The sequence below is a fragment of the Patiriisocius marinus genome (genome assembly GCF_008974325.1).
GTDB lineage: Bacteria > Bacteroidota > Bacteroidia > Flavobacteriales > Flavobacteriaceae > Patiriisocius > Patiriisocius marinus.
Genome location: NZ_BKCG01000013.1, coordinates 1 through 17,883, shown reverse-complemented (window position 1 = coordinate 17,883; position 17,883 = coordinate 1). Strand labels below are relative to the sequence as shown.

The 17,883-nt window shown below is 35.6% G+C and carries 5 protein-coding genes, 2 tRNA genes and 1 pseudogene; all 8 read left to right on the top strand.

Features of this window, described 5'->3' with window-relative positions; translation table 11 throughout:
* Positions 1 to 35: 35 nt before the first annotated feature.
* Positions 36 to 1,112, top strand: a pseudogene (locus tag GBH57_RS15420) (homoserine dehydrogenase family protein); the annotation flags it as partial.
* A 46-nt stretch (positions 1,113 to 1,158) separates the two neighbouring features.
* The gene (locus tag GBH57_RS15415; protein ID WP_151675396.1) at positions 1,159 to 2,181 is read left to right on the top strand and encodes a homocysteine S-methyltransferase family protein; all 1,023 of its coding nucleotides are present in this window, start codon (positions 1,159 to 1,161) and stop codon (positions 2,179 to 2,181) included.
* 4 nt (positions 2,182 to 2,185) lie between these two features.
* A complete protein-coding gene (gene metH, locus GBH57_RS15410) occupies positions 2,186 to 4,936 on the top strand; it encodes a methionine synthase (RefSeq protein ID WP_151675395.1) in 2,751 nt (916 codons plus the stop codon).
* Between the two features lie 31 nt (positions 4,937 to 4,967).
* Entirely contained in the window at positions 4,968 to 5,924 is a 957-nt protein-coding gene (gene metF / locus GBH57_RS15405; RefSeq protein WP_151675394.1) for a methylenetetrahydrofolate reductase [NAD(P)H], read from the top strand.
* Between the two features lie 160 nt (positions 5,925 to 6,084).
* Positions 6,085 to 8,733 (top strand): DNA mismatch repair protein MutS, encoded by a 2,649-nt coding sequence (mutS, locus tag GBH57_RS15400; protein ID WP_151675393.1) that lies wholly within the window; start codon positions 6,085 to 6,087, stop codon positions 8,731 to 8,733.
* A 254-nt stretch (positions 8,734 to 8,987) separates the two neighbouring features.
* Positions 8,988 to 9,060 (top strand) — tRNA-Gly (locus GBH57_RS15395).
* Positions 9,061 to 9,099: 39 nt separating this feature from the next.
* Positions 9,100 to 9,185 (top strand) — tRNA-Leu (locus tag GBH57_RS15390).
* A 600-nt stretch (positions 9,186 to 9,785) separates the two neighbouring features.
* A complete protein-coding gene (locus tag GBH57_RS15385; protein WP_151675392.1) occupies positions 9,786 to 17,759 on the top strand; it encodes a cadherin-like domain-containing protein in 7,974 nt (2,657 codons plus the stop codon).
* The last annotated feature ends 124 nt before the right edge of the window (positions 17,760 to 17,883 follow it).

The following is a 17,883-nucleotide window of genomic DNA, read 5'->3' as shown; positions in this document are numbered from 1 at the left end:
AGAAAATAAACTTGGAATCCTTGAAAAAAACAGATGTTAATTTAGTCATTTTTGGTCATGGATTAGTTGGTGGCGCGTTGATTGAACAAATATTATCAAAGCAAAAATCATTATTAGAGCGAAAGGATCTTAATTTAAAAATAATCGCTGTCGCGAATTCTACAAAAGTGCTTTTAGCACCAGAAGGTATTACAGCGAATTGGTTAAATGAAAAAGAAACAAGTGGAATTAAACACTCTGTAAAAACAGTGTTAGATTTTGTTAAATCGTATGATTTAGACAACGTTATAGCGGTAGATAATACTGCGGATGAAGCAATTGTTTTTGAATATGAAAATTTTGTAAACTCAGGGTTTCATTTAGTTTCTTCTAATAAAAAAGGCAATACTCAATCGTTAGATTTCTACCGAAATTTGAGAGCGACATTACAAGTTAAGAATAAGAAATATTTGTACGAGACTAATGTTGGTGCAGGATTACCTTTAATAGATACTATCTCATTATTGCATGCTAGCGGTGAAAATATCACTAAAATTAGAGGGGTTTTCTCAGGTTCATTAAGCTACATTTTTAATGAGTTTTCTGAAGGAAATAAAACTTTTAAAGAAGTATTAGTACAAGCAATTAACAAAGGTTTTACTGAACCAGATCCTCGTGAAGATCTTTGTGGGAATGATGTAGCAAGAAAACTATTGATTTTAGCACGGGAATTAGATTTACACAATGAACTTGAGGATGTTAAGGTTGAAAATTTAATACCAAAGGAATTAAGAAAAGGTACTAAAGAGAATTTTTTAAACTCTTTAGAAACTCTAAATATTCCATTTGCTATAAAGAAGAAGAATTGTAATTCTAAAAATGTTTTACGATATGTAGCAGAATTATCTGGTGATCTCACAAAAAACGATGGTGCCAAATTAGCAGTTCGGTTGGTACAAGTGGCTAGAAATTCAGTGATTGGCCAGTTAAAAGGAAGTGATACAATTTTTGAAATCTATACAGAAAATTATGGTGATAATCCTATTGTAATTCAAGGTGCTGGAGCAGGAGCAGAAGTTACAGCGAGAGGAGTATTTGGAGATATACTTCGGTTAAGTGAACAGATACGATAAGGAATAATTTAATGGTTAACTCCATGGTGTAAATGAGCAAGTAAAAATGGATAATAAAACAGCTACTATAAAAAAAGCTCTTCAGGATAGAATTCTTATCCTAGATGGGGCTATGGGCACAATGTTGCAGCGCTATAATTTCAGTGAAGAAGATTTCAGAAGTAAACGTTTCAAAAATTTTCATAAACCATTAAAAGGAAATAATGATTTGCTAAGTATTACGCAGCCTAAAGTAATTGCAGATGTGCACGCAACGTATTTTGAGGCAGGTGCAGATATTGTTGAAACTAATACTTTTTCGAGTACATCTATTGCGATGGCAGATTATGAATTAGAGGATTACGTTTATGAATTGAATTTTGAAAGTGCAAATATTGCAAGAAAAGTAGCCGATAGTTTTACAGAAAATGAACCTCTCAAGCCAAGGTTTGTAGCTGGTGCAATGGGACCAACAAATAAAACTGCGAGTATGTCTCCTGATGTTAATGACCCGGGATTTAGAGCTGTTAGTTTTGATCAATTACGACTTGCGTATAAAAAGCAAGCTGAAGCTTTAATAGATGGAGGAGTCGATTTGTTGTTGGTGGAAACTATTTTCGATACGCTGAATGCTAAAGCTGCCTTATTTGCCATTGAAGAAGTGAAAGAAGCACGAAATATCGATATTCCTATAATGGTTAGTGGGACAATAACTGATGCTTCGGGAAGAACATTATCAGGGCAAACTGCTGAAGCTTTTTTAATATCAATTTCACATATTCCTGTATTAAGTGTTGGGTTTAATTGTGCTTTGGGAGCCAAGCAGCTTACCCCTCATTTAGAAGTTATTTCGCAGAAAACTGATGCTGCTATTTCAGCACACCCTAATGCGGGGTTGCCAAATGCTTTTGGAGAATATGATGAATCACCAGAGCAAATGGCTGAACAGATTCGTGAATATTTAGATAAAAAACTTATAAATATTATTGGTGGATGCTGCGGTACAACACCGGAACACATTAAGGCTATTGCTGATGTTGCTAAAAATTATACACCAAGATTATTAAATCTATCTACATTACTTGTTTAAAAATATGATTGACTTAAAAAGAACTATAACTAAAAACCGTGTTCTAAAGCTATCAGGTTTAGAACCGCTTGTTGTTACACCAGAATCTAATTTTATTAATGTAGGGGAACGAACAAATGTTGCTGGTTCTAAAAAGTTTTTACGATTAATTAAGGAACGAAAGTTTGAAGAAGCATTGTCAGTAGCAAGACATCAAGTTGAGGGTGGTGCTCAAATTATTGACATCAATATGGACGATGGTTTAATTGATGGAAAAGAAGCGATGGTTACTTATTTGAATCTAGTAATTGCAGAGCCAGATATTGCGCGTGTACCAATAATGATTGATAGTTCTAAATGGGAAATCATCGAAGCTGGGTTACAAGTTGTGCAGGGTAAATGCATTGTAAACTCTATTAGTTTAAAAGAGGGCGAGGCTATTTTCATTCAGCAAGCTACATTGATTAAAAGATATGGTGCTGCGGTAATAATTATGGCTTTTGATGAGGTGGGTCAGGCAGATAATTATAGTCGTCGTTGTGAGATTGCTCAACGCTCTTATGTTATATTAACTGAGCAAGTTAACTTTCCAGCAGAGGATATAATTTTCGATTTAAATATTTTTCCTGTGGCAACTGGAATGGATGAACATCGAAGAAATGCAATAGATTTTATTGAAGCAACGCGATGGGTGAAGCAGCATTTGCCTTATTGCAGTGTGAGTGGAGGTGTAAGTAATGTAAGTTTTAGTTTCCGTGGAAATAATACTGTTCGAGAAGCAATGCACTCAGTGTTTTTATATCACGCCATAAATGCTGGGATGAATATAGGGATAGTTAATCCTGCATTGTTAGGTGTGTATGATGACATTCCAAAAGATTTGTTACAACATGTTGAGGATGTTATTTTAGATAGAAAAAACGATGCAACAGAACGACTCTTAGATTTCGCCGATACTGTAATTAGTACTACTAAAGAAAGTACAATAGATTTAAGTTGGCGTCAAGAGCCACTTCAAGACAGAATTACTAAAGCTTTAGTGAAAGGTATTGATCAATATATTATTGAAGATGTCGAGGAGGCACGGTTGCATAACAATGAAACAATTAATGTTATTGAAGGAAATTTAATGACAGGAATGAATATAGTGGGAGATCTCTTCGGAAATGGTAAAATGTTTTTACCTCAAGTAGTCAAAAGTGCCCGAGTGATGAAAAAAGCTGTAGCATATTTAGAACCATTTATTGAAAGAGAGAAAAAAGAAAAGAGGGAAAAAAATAAAGAAAAGGAAGTTTTAATTGCAGATACAGTAGTATCGAAGATATTAATGGCTACTGTAAAAGGAGATGTTCATGATATTGGAAAGAATATTGTGTCTGTAGTTTTAGCGTGTAATAATTATGAAATAATTGATCTTGGAGTGATGGTTCCTCCAGGAAAAATTATTGAAGAAGCTAAAAAACATCAAGTCGACATTATTGGTTTAAGTGGTTTAATAACACCTTCATTAGACGAAATGGTTTTTCTTGCAAAAGAAATGGAGCGTCAAAACTTTCAGGTTCCATTGATGATTGGTGGAGCAACTACAAGCAAGGCACATACAGCTGTTAAAATTGACCCACAATACTCTCACGCTGTTGTGCATGTAAACGATGCGTCTAGAGCTGTAACTATCGCAGGGGAATTGCTGCAAAAAGATAAGAAAGTCTCTTATAAAAGTAATTTAAAAAATGAATATGCAATTTTTAGAGACCAGTTTGTAGGACGTCAACGGGTTAAGGAGTATGAGACTATTGAAGCAGCAAGAAAGAATAAACTTGAAATAGATTGGAGTACTTCTCAAATAATAAAACCCAATACATTAGGAGTGCAAATTATAGATAATTTTGATATTGCAATATTACGAGAATACATTGATTGGTCCCCTTTTTTTAGAAGTTGGGAACTTCACGGTAAATATCCTCAAATATTACATGATAAAATTGTTGGACAACAAGCAAAGGGGTTGTTCGAAGATGCTGATGTATTATTAGAAAAGATAATTTCAGAAAAATTATTACAGGCAAAAGCTGTTTTTGGACTTTTTGAAGCAAATACAATTAATGACGATGATATTGAAATAACCAATAGATCTTCATCAATTGTAGCTAATAAATCTAAAGGGAAAACTATATTTCGAACGCTGCGTCAACAATCTAAAAAAGCCATAGGTCGTCCTAATATTGCTTTGGCAGATTTTGTAGCTCCTAAAGAAACTGGACTTAAAGATTATATGGGATGTTTTTGTGTGAGCACTGGTTTTGGTACTAAAGAATTAGCAGAAAAATACGAGAATCAAAATGATGACTATAATAGTATTATGGTTAAGGCACTAGCAGATAGGTTGGCCGAGGCTTTCGCAGAATACCTGCATAAACAAATTAGAACGAAACATTGGGGATACAGCGCAGATGAAAAATTAAGTAATGTAGACCTTATTAAGGAACATTATAAGGGGATTCGCCCAGCACCAGGTTATCCAGCATGTCCAGATCATTTAGAGAAAGAAACTATTTGGGAATTATTAAACGTAAAAGATAACATTGGAGTGGAATTGACAAGCGGACTAGCGATGTGGCCAGCTGCTTCAGTTTCGGGTTATTATTTCGGAAATCCTGAAGCACGGTATTTTGGTCTTGGGAAAATTAAAATGGATCAAGTAAAGAACTTTGCTTCACGCAAGAATATTTCAGAAGAAAAAGCCTTAAAATGGTTAGCTCCTAATATTGCAGACTAACAATAAACAATTCTTTTAAATACTATTAATAATGAAAGTTATAGAACATATTAATAACGCAAACGGAAAGACGCAATTTTCATTTGAAATATTACCGCCATTAAAGGGGCAAAATATTACGCAAATATTTGATCAAATGGATCCATTGATGGAATTTAAACCACCGTTTGTTGATGTTACATACCACAGAGAAGAGTATGTTTATAAGGAATTAGAGAATGGGCTGCTGCAAAAAAAGATAGTACGAAAACGCCCAGGAACGGTTGGTATTTGTGCTGCAATACAAAATAAATACCAAGTAGATGCAATACCACATATTTTATGTGGAGGCTTTTCAAAAGAAGACACTGAAAATTTTTTAATAGACCTTGGGTTTTTAGGTATTGATAATGTAATGGCTTTGAGAGGAGATGCGGTTAAAAGTGAAACCTATTTTACCCCAGAAAGAGATGGACATTCCTATGCCGGAGATTTGGTGCAGCAAATTTCAGAATTAAATATGGGGAAATACTTAGATGCAGAAATTGAAAATCAGGCTCAAACAGATTTCTGTATAGGCGTTGCAGGCTATCCAGACAAACATCTGGAAGCTCCAAGCCTTGATAGTGATATTCATTTTTTAAAAAAGAAAATTGATAAAGGAGCAACATATATTGTTACACAGATGTTTTTTAACAATGCCAAGTATTTTTCATTTGTAGATAAATGCAGAGCTGCGGGAATAACGGTTCCAATAATTCCTGGTTTAAAACCACTTGCAACAAAGAAACAACTCAATTTAATACCACACCGTTTTAGTTTAGAATTACCAGACGAGTTAATTGCCGATGTTGTAAAATGCAAAGACAATAAGGCTGTTAGGGAGTTAGGTGTTGCTTGGTGTATACAACAAAGCAAGGAGCTTATCGCTGCAGGTGTGCCTGTGCTGCACTATTACTCGATGGGTAAAAGTGATAATATACGAGCTATTGCATCGTCTCTATTTTAATGTGTTGTACTTAGAAATCCTTATTGTTAATAAATCTGCAATTTCAGCAAGATATAGTGTATAACTCCTTTGTAGTATGGCTTCGGAAATTTTAAGGGTTTAACTATTTTTATAGCTCATTAATAATAGTTAAACCGTTGTAATTTAGCGGAACAAAAATATGAGCAAGCCAAAGAAAGTCACTCCTTTAATGAAGCAATACAACACCATAAAGGTGAAATATCCCGATGCACTTTTATTGTTTCGTGTGGGTGATTTTTATGAAACATTTGGGGAGGATGCAGTTAAGGCTTCGGGAATCCTAAACATTACTTTAACGGCAAGAAACAATGGAGGGGAACAGACGGAACTAGCAGGTTTCCCTCATCATTCTTTAAATACATACTTGCCTAAATTAGTAATGGCGGGTTGTCGTGTAGCAATATGCGATCAGCTTGAAGATCCTAAAATGACTAAAACAATTGTCAAGCGAGGTGTGACTGAATTAGTAACCCCTGGTGTGGCTTTGAATGATGATATATTACAGTCTAAATCAAATAACTTTTTAGCTGCCGTTCATTTTGGTGCTTCAAAGGGTACTAAAAACGCTAGTGGAAATAAAATTGGGGTGTCATTCCTGGATATTTCAACAGGTGAATTTTTAACTTCTGAAGGAAATGCAGAATACATTGACAAGCTATTACAGAATTTTAATCCTAGTGAAGTGCTTTTTAGTAAGCAAAAAAGAAAGTTGTTTTCAGAAACATTTGGCGATAATTTTCATGTTTTTCATTTAGAAGATTGGGTATTTCAAAAAGACTATGCAGATGAGACGTTAAATAAGCAATTTGACACCATCAGTTTAAAAGGTTTTGGGATTGATCATCTTGAGCAAGGTGTTATTGCAAGTGGAGCTGCGTTACATTATTTAAGCGAAACACAGCATAATAAACTGCAGCATATTACTAAAGTGTCACGCATTGCTGAAGATGAGTATGTATGGATGGATCGTTTCACAATTCGAAACTTAGAACTTTATCATAGTAATCAGCAAAATGCTGTTACATTATTAGATGTTATAGATAAAACGATTTCACCCATGGGTGGTCGCATGTTAAAACGATGGATGGCATTGCCACTTAAAAATGTGGAAACTATTAAGCGACGCCATGAAGTTGTGAGTTATTTAATTGAAGAAACTCAAGTTTTAGATAAAGTTAAAACCAATATTAAAAGAATAGGAGACTTAGAAAGATTAATTTCTAAAGTTGCTACAGGTAAAATAAGTCCGCGCGAGGTTATTCAACTTAAAAATTCGCTTGAAGCAATTGTTCCCATTAAAACTTTAGCTGAAACTGCTACTAATGAATCTTTGAAAATTATAGGAGAGCAATTGCAGGAGTGCGAAGTGCTTAGGGATAAAATTAAAGAGACTTTAAATGAAGAATCGCCTGTAAATATTTTAAAAGGAAATGCTATAGCTTTAGGTTTTCATCCAGAATTAGATGAGCTGAGGTCAATTGCAAATGGAGGTAAAGAATATCTTAATCAAATGCTAGCTCGCGAAACGGAGCGAACAGGTATTACTTCATTAAAAATAGCAAGTAATAATGTATTTGGCTATTACATAGAGGTGAGGAACACGCATAAAGATAAAGTACCTGAGGAGTGGATTAGAAAACAAACCCTTGTTAATGCAGAAAGATATATAACTGAAGAATTAAAAGAATACGAAACTAAAATACTTGGAGCTGAAGAAAAAATCTCAGCTTTAGAACAGGAGATATTCTCAAAACTGGTGCAATGGATGTTGCAATATATAGGTCCTGTTCAACAAAATGCATCATTAATCGCAGAAATGGATTGTCTTTGTTCTTTTACAACCCAAGCCAAGGATGCAAATTATACGAGACCATTATTTGATGAATCAACTGATCTTGAAATTAAAGAAGGACGTCATCCAGTTATAGAAAAACAATTACCTCCAGATGCTCCGTTTATTAGTAATGATGTAATGCTAGATAGAGAAAATCAGCAAATTATTATGATTACGGGTCCTAACATGAGTGGTAAGAGTGCTATACTTAGACAAACAGCTTTAATTGTATTGCTAGCTCAAATGGGTAGTTATGTTCCTGCACGTAGTGTTCGTATGGGAATGGTAGATAAAATATTTACAAGAGTAGGAGCTAGTGATAATATTAGTATGGGCGAATCTACTTTTATGGTAGAAATGAACGAGACGGCAAGTATACTTAATAACATAAGCGAGCGTAGCTTGGTTTTACTTGATGAAATAGGTAGAGGTACAAGTACCTATGATGGTATTTCAATTGCTTGGGCAATTAGCGAGTACTTACATGAACATCCTAGTCACGCAAAAGTGCTATTTGCAACACATTATCATGAAATTAATGAAATGACCGAAACATTTAAGCGTATTAAAAATTACAATGTTTCTGTGAAAGAATTAAAAGACGATGTTTTATTTCTTCGGAAATTGGTTCCGGGTGGTTCACATCATTCATTTGGAATTCATGTAGCAAAAATGGCAGGAATGCCACAAGCTGTTATTAATAGAGCAAATAAAATTTTAAAACGCTTAGAGAAAAGTCATTCATCAGAAGAGTTAAGTGATCAAATGAAGAAAATTTCGGAAGAAGAAATGCAGTTAAGTTTCTTTAACCTCGATGATCCACTTTTAGAAGAATTACGTGATGAGATTTCTGAAATAGACATTGATACTCTAACACCTGTAGAGGCATTAATGAAATTGAACGAAATGAAACGTATGTTACATAGAAATGCTAAAGTAAAAGGTGAAAAGTAAGTTTTAGAGTTTTGTTATAAGGATTTTTTAGAATACTTATACTAGATTCTAACTATAGGATGTACTTGAAATATTAACTGTAATTTATTATTAAAGGTATTTATTTGGTTATCATAGCGTTAGAAATAATCTTAAAAATATCTTTAAAAAAGTTCCAAAAACGCTTTGCAATTGATGTAATATTTTTAAATTTGCATCCGCTTTAGCAACGAAGCACGTTCTTAAAAATTATCTATTCTAAATAGATATAATTTGCGAAAATAGCTCAGCTGGTAGAGCGCCACCTTGCCAAGGTGGAGGTCGCGGGTTCAAATCCCGTTTTTCGCTCTGTAAACTACCTGGTTACTTAATTGTAGCTGTATAATCGCTGAAGTGGTGGAATTGGTAGACACGCTGGACTTAAAATCCAGTGGGCAGTAATGTCCGTACGGGTTCAAGTCCCGTCTTCAGTACAATGTTAAAAGCCGAATCGAAAGATTCGGCTTTTTTTTTATGTATATATTTTTCTTAATTACTTTCAATAGTATTTTATTAACCGATTTTAATCATTGCATTATTATTTGATATTTCTATTGATTTTTAAAATATCATAATAAAAAACTATTCAATTCAGCTGATTTTAATGCGTTTTAAGAGCATTTTAATTTTGTTTCAATCATTAGCAAGGATTCTTAACTATTTTCTTTTAAACGTCTATTCATGTCTTTTTGTAGATATTCCGAAAAAACAAATTATTTTAATAAGTTGTCATTTTTTTTGTCACAACCTCTACAATTGACGTTTTGTCGACATAATTGATATGAAAATTGGCTATTTTTCCTTCAATTTTGGCGTCAAGAGGCCTTAATATTCCGATAAAACGCACTAACTAACGATAGATAAGGTGTTTTGGCCGACCATATTTGTGTTTCATCGAAATACAAAAGTTATAAACAAAATATTTTTTTTGACTTTATTATTTAACTTAATTTTATGAATTATATTTTGACCCTAATTATGTCAAAGTATTAAAGTATTTGATTCAACAGAATTACTTAAATAAACCAAAATTTATGGGAAAAATTACGCTTCCTTTCGTTTTAAGAAACAAATTAACTTCAATGGTAATATTGGGGAAAAGGAGTTTCTTACTTTTATTATTAACCACCTTAAGTTTTGTTACTTCAATATTTGCCCAAGATTATGCAAATAGCGATTTCGAAGTGCTTTACCAACCATCTTCTTCAACAGCTACTCCAATAGATCCAGATGTTGGAATTGGTTCTGGAAATGAAGCTTTCAATGAGATTGGTATAACTGCATTAGGGTCAGGTACAAATTCAGTTCAAGTAACAATTAATTTGCCTCCAGGGGTAACTTATATAACTGGAACTGCCAGTATAGTAGGTCAAAGTACTAGTGCTGCGGGAGCTTACACAATAGCTGATGTAATGCCTGTGAATTCTACAAATCCAGTATTTGAAATTAACAAAGGTGCCGCAGCAGTAAATTGGGGTGTTGGTGAGTTTGTAAATTTTATATTTCAGCGTACTGCAAATTGTTTAGCAGTTGAGCATTCTGAGGCAGAGGGTACTTTCAAAGATTATGTAGCGTTATCTTATTCTGGAGGTTTAGGATCTGGTGAAGATACTAATCCTAATTCTGGAACTTATAATTTAGTAGCGCCTTCCTTACAAGTTGATGGACCTATTTTATCACTACCTGCTGTAGTAGGAGGAGTGCATGAAAGAGAAGTTGTTGATATAAACGCAGGTAATTCAGGTGTTGTAGAGGCGTATCATGAAGTATTTCTTGGTGATGATATATTAAATTATCAGTTGTTTTATTTAGATTTAACAACTCCACTTACTCCAGATGATCCTAACGCAAACCCACTAGTGTTTAGGTTTAATATGACAGATCCAAATATGGCATTTGGTACTGGAAATGGAATGTTTGAAAATGGTGATGGTATTTTTGATGATGGTGAAGATTTAGTATTTACAGAAAGATTTAGTTTAGCATCTTGTGGTAATTCAACCGCAGACACAAATGTAACACACAAATCAGGATGGGATTGTTTTTTATCTGATCCAGTTGTTGGTTCTGTTCTTTTTGGAGGTGATTTACCAACATTGGTTTTTAATGTTGTTGATAATCCAAGAGAGCTTTGTGGATCTAATACAGTACGTGTAGAAATTACTAACACCGGTGTAGGACCTGCAGCTTGGGCAAAAGATGTTAGGTTATCTTTTGGTTTGGGGTCAAATAATCAACTGTTAAATATAGATTACAATAATAATAACCGTTGGTCAAGTGGTTACTATGATCAGAAGATATTTACTAACTTTAGAATAGGTGGAACAGATGTGTCTGGGAATATATCGGGATGGCAACCTGTTAGTGCTGCTTACCAACCTTCGGGTGATACTCAAATGTTAGCGGAAGATACCTTAACTGCAGACCCTGATGGACCCAATGCTGGTTTTTCTAATTTAGATAATGATATATATTTTGATGATATCGCACCAGGACATACTGTTATTTTAGAATATGATATAACTTTTGTGGATGATGATCAATTTATGTGTTCGTCTGGTGATGATAGATTACAAGATTGGGAGCATATATATTTGAATGCAATTGCTAGAACGCAGTGTGATGTTTCTAGAATTTCTGGTACTGATTTAGGATATGGTAACTTAGCAAGAGATTATCAAGTTCCTACTTTAAGAGAGCAAGATACAGATACAACGGACGGTGCTGTATTTGAAGTGGCAATTAACCCTTATTTTATTAATGCAGGAACGGATTATAAACATAATGGGCATGCAATATTAAATACTAACGCAGATAACGAAATGGTTGTTTCGATAGAAGTTCCAGCTGGTGTTGTTTTAGCGCCAGGAGCAGATTCTGCCTTTTCTCAAGATCCAGTGTCTGGCGTTGTGACTTATACAACTACAGATTTACAAGAAGGGTATTCTAATCGTTTAGGTGGAGCTGGTACTACAGATAAATTTGTGCGTTTTCCTTTAATAGCCTATTGTGGAGTTACAAACCCTATTGTTATCCCTTACAAAACAACATATAATTGGTACGATTCTTTAGGAAATATTTGTAAAACAAATGAAGTCCATTGCGATAATTTCTTACCAATATTATTACATAATTGTGACCCTTGTCAAGGGCCAAATATTACGGCATTTGATTCTTATAGAATTACACCGGGTTATACGGATGATACAATGATGTCTTTGGTAAATCTTGATCCAGCAATTCACGAGTTGGATATATATTTAGCTGGAGATGATATGCGAGTAGAGGCTGAAGGATTTATGAATAGTTCTGCAGGAGGTATTGTGGGTGATGATTTACATTTCAGACAAAAATATGACTTGCCCGATGCAAGTGCTACACATTTGGGTCAAGAAACTATTTCTTTTATAGAAGGTCAAGTTTATTTTAAAGATGCTTCAACTGGATTAACTACTGCTGTGACTACTTTGGATCCACCAGTAATTATTCCGGATCCAACTCCTGGTGCTGTCAATAGTTTTATCGCTGATTTTGACTTTTCTAATGCTATTACAACCTTAGATTCAGGAACTGTAGATAATAACGATGAATTTTTTGTACTAATGGATTGGCATTTCAAAGTTGATACATATTATGCAGATAATTATAATGTTATGGGTTTCAGAGGGCGTTTCTTTACTATTGAGCCAACGCACCCTAATGCAAATACTACTACCGGTGAGCTTACTTGTGATGATTGGGGAGATTCAGTAGAGTTTACGAGGCCATTCATGCGAACAGCTGGTAAGAATGAGGTTTTTGCTAACTGTGATGAACTTGAAGCTATTGATTATAATAATTATATAAGAGGTTCTGTTGGACACGTGCACCCAGGCGAGTATAGACCCTTTAATGCGATTAAACAAATAGACTATTTTGTTCCAGATGGGGTTAGGGTTTTAGATGCTAGCCAATCAACTAGTGTTGGAACTTATAGAGCAAGTGATGGTGATTTATTATTGGTACAACAAGATGATAATCATTGGAGAGCAACTCCAGTGGCTGGAAGTGATTATAGAGATACTGATCAAAGAGCAACTGCATCATATAGAACAACACTTACTCTTAAGGGTACTTGTGAGTTAGAGGAAGCAACTACTATGGATGTGTTTACTACTATGGATTTGTATTCGTGGGCACATAATGTATATGCAGATCCATCAAAATATGGTGAAGATCTTTCAAGAATCCAAAACGTTGTATTTACGGATGATGGTTTAGATAGTAATGACCAAATTAATGCAGCAGGAAATACAGATGCCGGTGTGGAGGTTACTTTAAATTATTCACCACCTACATACAATTTTCAACCATTAGTAGGTTCAAGTACAGATGGATATGGACCAGAAGCATTTTTTGATTTACAAATTGTAAATACCTCTGGATCAACAATTGATTACCATTGGATAAAAGTTCCTGCAGGGGTAATTACTGTTACTAATGCTTATTTAGATGTTAATGCAGATGGTACTGGTGGAGGAACACCAGTTAATAATATTTCAGATATTTTTATTGACTCAGCCGGTAATAGTTATGTTAATGTAGGTTCTGTAGCTGTTGGAGCTACAAAAAATATTCGAATTGCAGGATCATACGATACTTGTGAAGTAAATGTTGTTGATTTTTATCTCGGTTATGATTGTGATGCCTATCCAGCAGATTATGAAACGGCTACAGATTTTTGTTATAAAGAAATTGCTACAATTTCGTTAATACCTGCTTCTGCTTTAGTTCAGCAAGAAATTGTGGTGCAGCCAATTTCTGCAGTTGATAATTGTACTCCTTTTGAGATAACACTTGAGTATAATTCTGGTTTAAATGGAACTGTTGTTGATTTTATAGCAACTCTAGAGCCATTTGGTGGAACTTCAGCTTTAGATATTATTTCTGTTGAAGTGCAATATCCTTTAGCTACTCTTCCTTGGAATGATATAACAGGAACCGTTGTGGATAACGGAACCACTTATGTAGTTGATATTTCAAATCCAGCAATGGATGAGTATGGAGGTTTACCAGGTACAGGAGCTGTTGGTTCCAGCACAACTGAGAGAAAAGCACAACTTCGCTTTATGTTACAAACTACTTGCGATTATCAATCTAACGCACCTATTGGCTTTAAAATAAATGGTAACGCTGCTTGTGGTGAACCAGCGTCAGGGGACAATGCTAGAGTACTGAGTAATGGAATTACAATAGATGGTTTGCAATCACCATACAGAGCCTTCCCTGAAGTTACTATTGCAGACCCAATTGATGGGTGTGGTGCTAATTTTCTTGTAGTTGATAAATCAACAATTAAAAATATAAATGGAAGTCCAGCAGCTGTAACAGGAACAGAAGATTTTGCTAAAGTAACTATTCCAGCAGGATTGTCTTACGTGCCAGGTACATTGCAAAATACTGGTGGTGGTACTCATCCAATGATGATATCGTCTGAGATGACAAATGAATTAATAGTTCAATATCCTCAAGGGATGATGGATGATGATTCTATTGAATTTTCTTTTGAAGTAACCCCAATAAATGGTGTTTGTTCAGATGCAGCTTCAGTTGAGGTGAGTAATTATATTGAGAGCTCTGGTTCTAATTGTGCGACAAATGGAGGTGTAAGTTGTAGTGAAGCAATAATTCAAACAGGTAGTAAAGTACAAGATGTAGCAATTCGTAAGCCTTCGCCCGCAACTTTAAATTCTTCAGATGCTGTACTTACGGAAACAGCATCTGCGTTTGCTTATGTACTTGCTTCAATAACTATAGAAAATACAGGTGATTTAGATATGCCTGCAGGAGCAGAATACGATTTCTATTGTGCTGATGCATCTGGTAACCCTGTGGGGAGTAGTATTTATACTGGTAATTTAGTTGGAGCAATTCCAGCAAATGGTTCATTAACAGAAGCAATCCAGTTTAATGGTTCAGAAGGATGTGACGAGACTACGGGTATTGTTTTTGTAATGGAACCAAGTGATGCGAACTGTATGTGTGGTCCTACGCAAATTCCAATGGCCTTATTAAGAACGCCAATACAAGCCATGCCAGATGATTTTGTGACAGCAATAGATCAATCAATTCATATTAGCTTATTTGGAATCAATGATGGGTTTGGTGATGATCACGATGATGAAGATATTTTAGGAGAAGGTAATACTGTAGTTTCTAGCTATACGCAACCAGCTAATGGTACTGTTATAGTTGATCCTGATGGTACAATGCACTTTACACCTGCACCGGGTTGGTCAGGTGAAACGTCTTTTGAATACACAATAACAGACGAAGACGGTAATACAAGTACAACTACAGTGACTATTCGTATCCCAATGGGTCCTGAAGCTGTAGATGATGAAGATTTATTAAATCCAGCAGGTCCTGTAACAATGGACACATTAATTGGGGATAATGATATAGCCGACACTATTGCAGATCCTTCAAATGCAATTGATCCTGCAACAGTTAATTTTGTAGATCCAAATGCTACAGATTCAAATGGTGATGGTTTCAATGATACATTAGTTGTTCCTGGAGAAGGAACTTGGACTGTGTCTTTAACAGGTGAAGTAATGTTTGTGCCTGTGACTGGTTTTACAGCAGATCCAACTCCAATTAACTATGTGGTAAATGATCTAGGTGGTTTAACTTCTGTAAATGAAGCAACTCTTACTATAACTTATGTAAAAGTGCCGCCAGTACCACAAGATGATTATGATTTAGATAATGTAGCTGGCTCAAATGTTACAATAGATTTATTTGCTAACAATCAAGATCCAAATAATCCAAATCCATTAATAGATTCAGATGCAGATGGAACCGTTGATATTACTTCTGTTAGTTTAATTATACCTTCTGGTGCAACAGGAATTACTGTCGTTGACGGAAATGTTACTGGATTTGATGTTCCTGGTGAGGGTACTTGGAGTCTTAATCCATTTAATGGAGAAGTAACCTTTATTCCTTTATCAACATTCACTGGGAATCCGACCCCTATTGATTATACAATTAGAGATAACGACGGAAACATTAATTTACCTGGTGATAATGCTACAATTACAATCACTTATTTATGTGATTTGGATGCTCCTACTTCTCCAGATGTAACACCTATGTTTTGTGTTTCTGATGGAAGTACGCTAAGTGATTTAGTAGTAGATAATATACCTGCTGGCGCAAGTCTAGTTTGGTATGATAGTTCGGGTAACGTACTATCAAATACAACAGCCTTGTCAAATGGTGTAATGTATTATGCAGGTTTTGCAGAGGCTGCACCTTCAACGTGTATGTCTGATGTTGCAGACAGATTACAATTTACAGTAACTGTTAGTCCAGAACCAGAGGATCCAAATGGAGACACCCTTCAAGAATTTTGTGAGTCTGATATGGCTACACTTACTTTAGAAGATTTAGAGGTTACTACAGATGGTCAAACATTGACATTGAATTATTATGATACTTTAGCTGATTACAATGCTGACCCTAAAGTACCATTACCTTCTACAACTTTATTAACAGCATTAACTGATGATTTAGTTGTAATTAGTCAAACTAATGCAGCTGGTTGTGAAAGTATTGATTTACTTACCGTGATAGTTTCATTTGTGCCAACTGCTAATCCAGGGACGGATGCAACTGTTACAGCAACTTGTGACCCTGTAGATTTATTTGCAGCTCTAGGTACTGCTGATTCTGGTGGAACTTGGAGTCCAAACCTAATAGGTGGAATGTTTGATCCTACAGTTAATCCTTCAGGGGTATATACTTATACAATAAATGGAGATGCTCCTTGTTCAGATGTTTCAGCAGCAGTTACTGTTACTAATGATTGGCCTACTTCTGATTGTGATGGCGATGGAGTTACAAATGAGCAAGAAATAATTGATGGTACAGATCCTACAGAAGTTTGTGATTTTGTAGACACAAATATGACTTTACCACCAAGTGCTGAATGGAATATGTTAGATTGTGATGGTGATGGAGATTCAAACGCAACAGACTCAGAGCCAAATAACCCTTGTGTATTTACAGCGGGAAGTACTGCTGATACATCTAATCCAGTATGGCAAGCAGCCGATTGTGATGGCGATGGAGAAACAAATGGTTTTGAAAATGATAATGGTTCAGACCCAACAGATCCTTGTAGTATAAGTGGTCTTCCTACAATTCCTTTAGCAGGTGATCCTAACTATAGTGTTTGGGCAGCCGCAGATTGTGATGGCGATGGAGATCCAAATGGAACAGATACAGAACCATATAATCCGTGTGTTTTTGCAGTGGGAAGCACAGCAGATACATCAAATGCAATCTGGCAAGCAGCCGATTGTGATGGTGATGGAGAAACCAATGGTTTTGAAGATACTAATGGTTCAGATCCAACAGATCCTTGTAGTGTTAGTGGGGTTCCAACAGCACCAAGACCAAGTGACCCGAATTACGTTGTGTGGGCAGCTGCAGATTGTGATGGAGATGGAGAAACCAATGGTACTGAAATTTTGAATGGTACAAATCCATTTAATCCTTGTAGTGTAACTAATGGTACAGTACAGGTTGATCCTGCTATGCCAGGTACACCAGAACAAACTGCATATGATATTTGGGCAGCAGAAGATTGTGATGGTGATGGTACTTCTAATGGAACTGACCCAGCACCTTACAATCCTTGTGTAGATGATGGAACTATAGGTGATGAAGACAGACTAAATCCAATTTGGCAAGCAGCCGATTGTGATGGTGATGGAGATCCGAATGGAACGGATGTAGCTCCTTATGACCCTTGTGTTTTTGCAGCTGGAAGCGTTGCAGATACGTCAAACCCTATCTGGCAAGCTGCTGATTGTGATGGCGATGGAGATCCAAATTCAACAGATCCTGATATTAGTAACCCATGTGTATTTACAGCTGGTAGTGTGCCAGATACAACTAGTGCAATTTGGCAGCCGCAGATTGTGATGGAGACGGAGAGACCAACGGAACAGAGGTAATGAATGGTACAGATCCATTTGATTCTTGTAGTGTAACAACCCCAACAGTTCAAGTAGATCCAATGTCACCAGGAACAGCAGCGCAAGCCGCATATGATTTATGGGCAGCAGGAGACTGTGATGG

What these genes read in the sequence shown, in the direction of transcription:
- GBH57_RS15385 (WP_151675392.1), top strand. Translation starts at nt 9,786, where the DNA reads ATGGGAAAAATTACGCTTCCTTTCGTTTTAAGAAACAAATTAACTTCA.
- metF (WP_151675394.1), top strand. Translation starts at nt 4,968, where the DNA reads ATGAAAGTTATAGAACATATTAATAACGCAAACGGAAAGACGCAATTT.
- metH (WP_151675395.1), top strand. Translation starts at nt 2,186, where the DNA reads ATGATTGACTTAAAAAGAACTATAACTAAAAACCGTGTTCTAAAGCTA.
- mutS (WP_151675393.1), top strand. Translation starts at nt 6,085, where the DNA reads ATGAGCAAGCCAAAGAAAGTCACTCCTTTAATGAAGCAATACAACACC.
- GBH57_RS15415 (WP_151675396.1), top strand. Translation starts at nt 1,159, where the DNA reads ATGGATAATAAAACAGCTACTATAAAAAAAGCTCTTCAGGATAGAATT.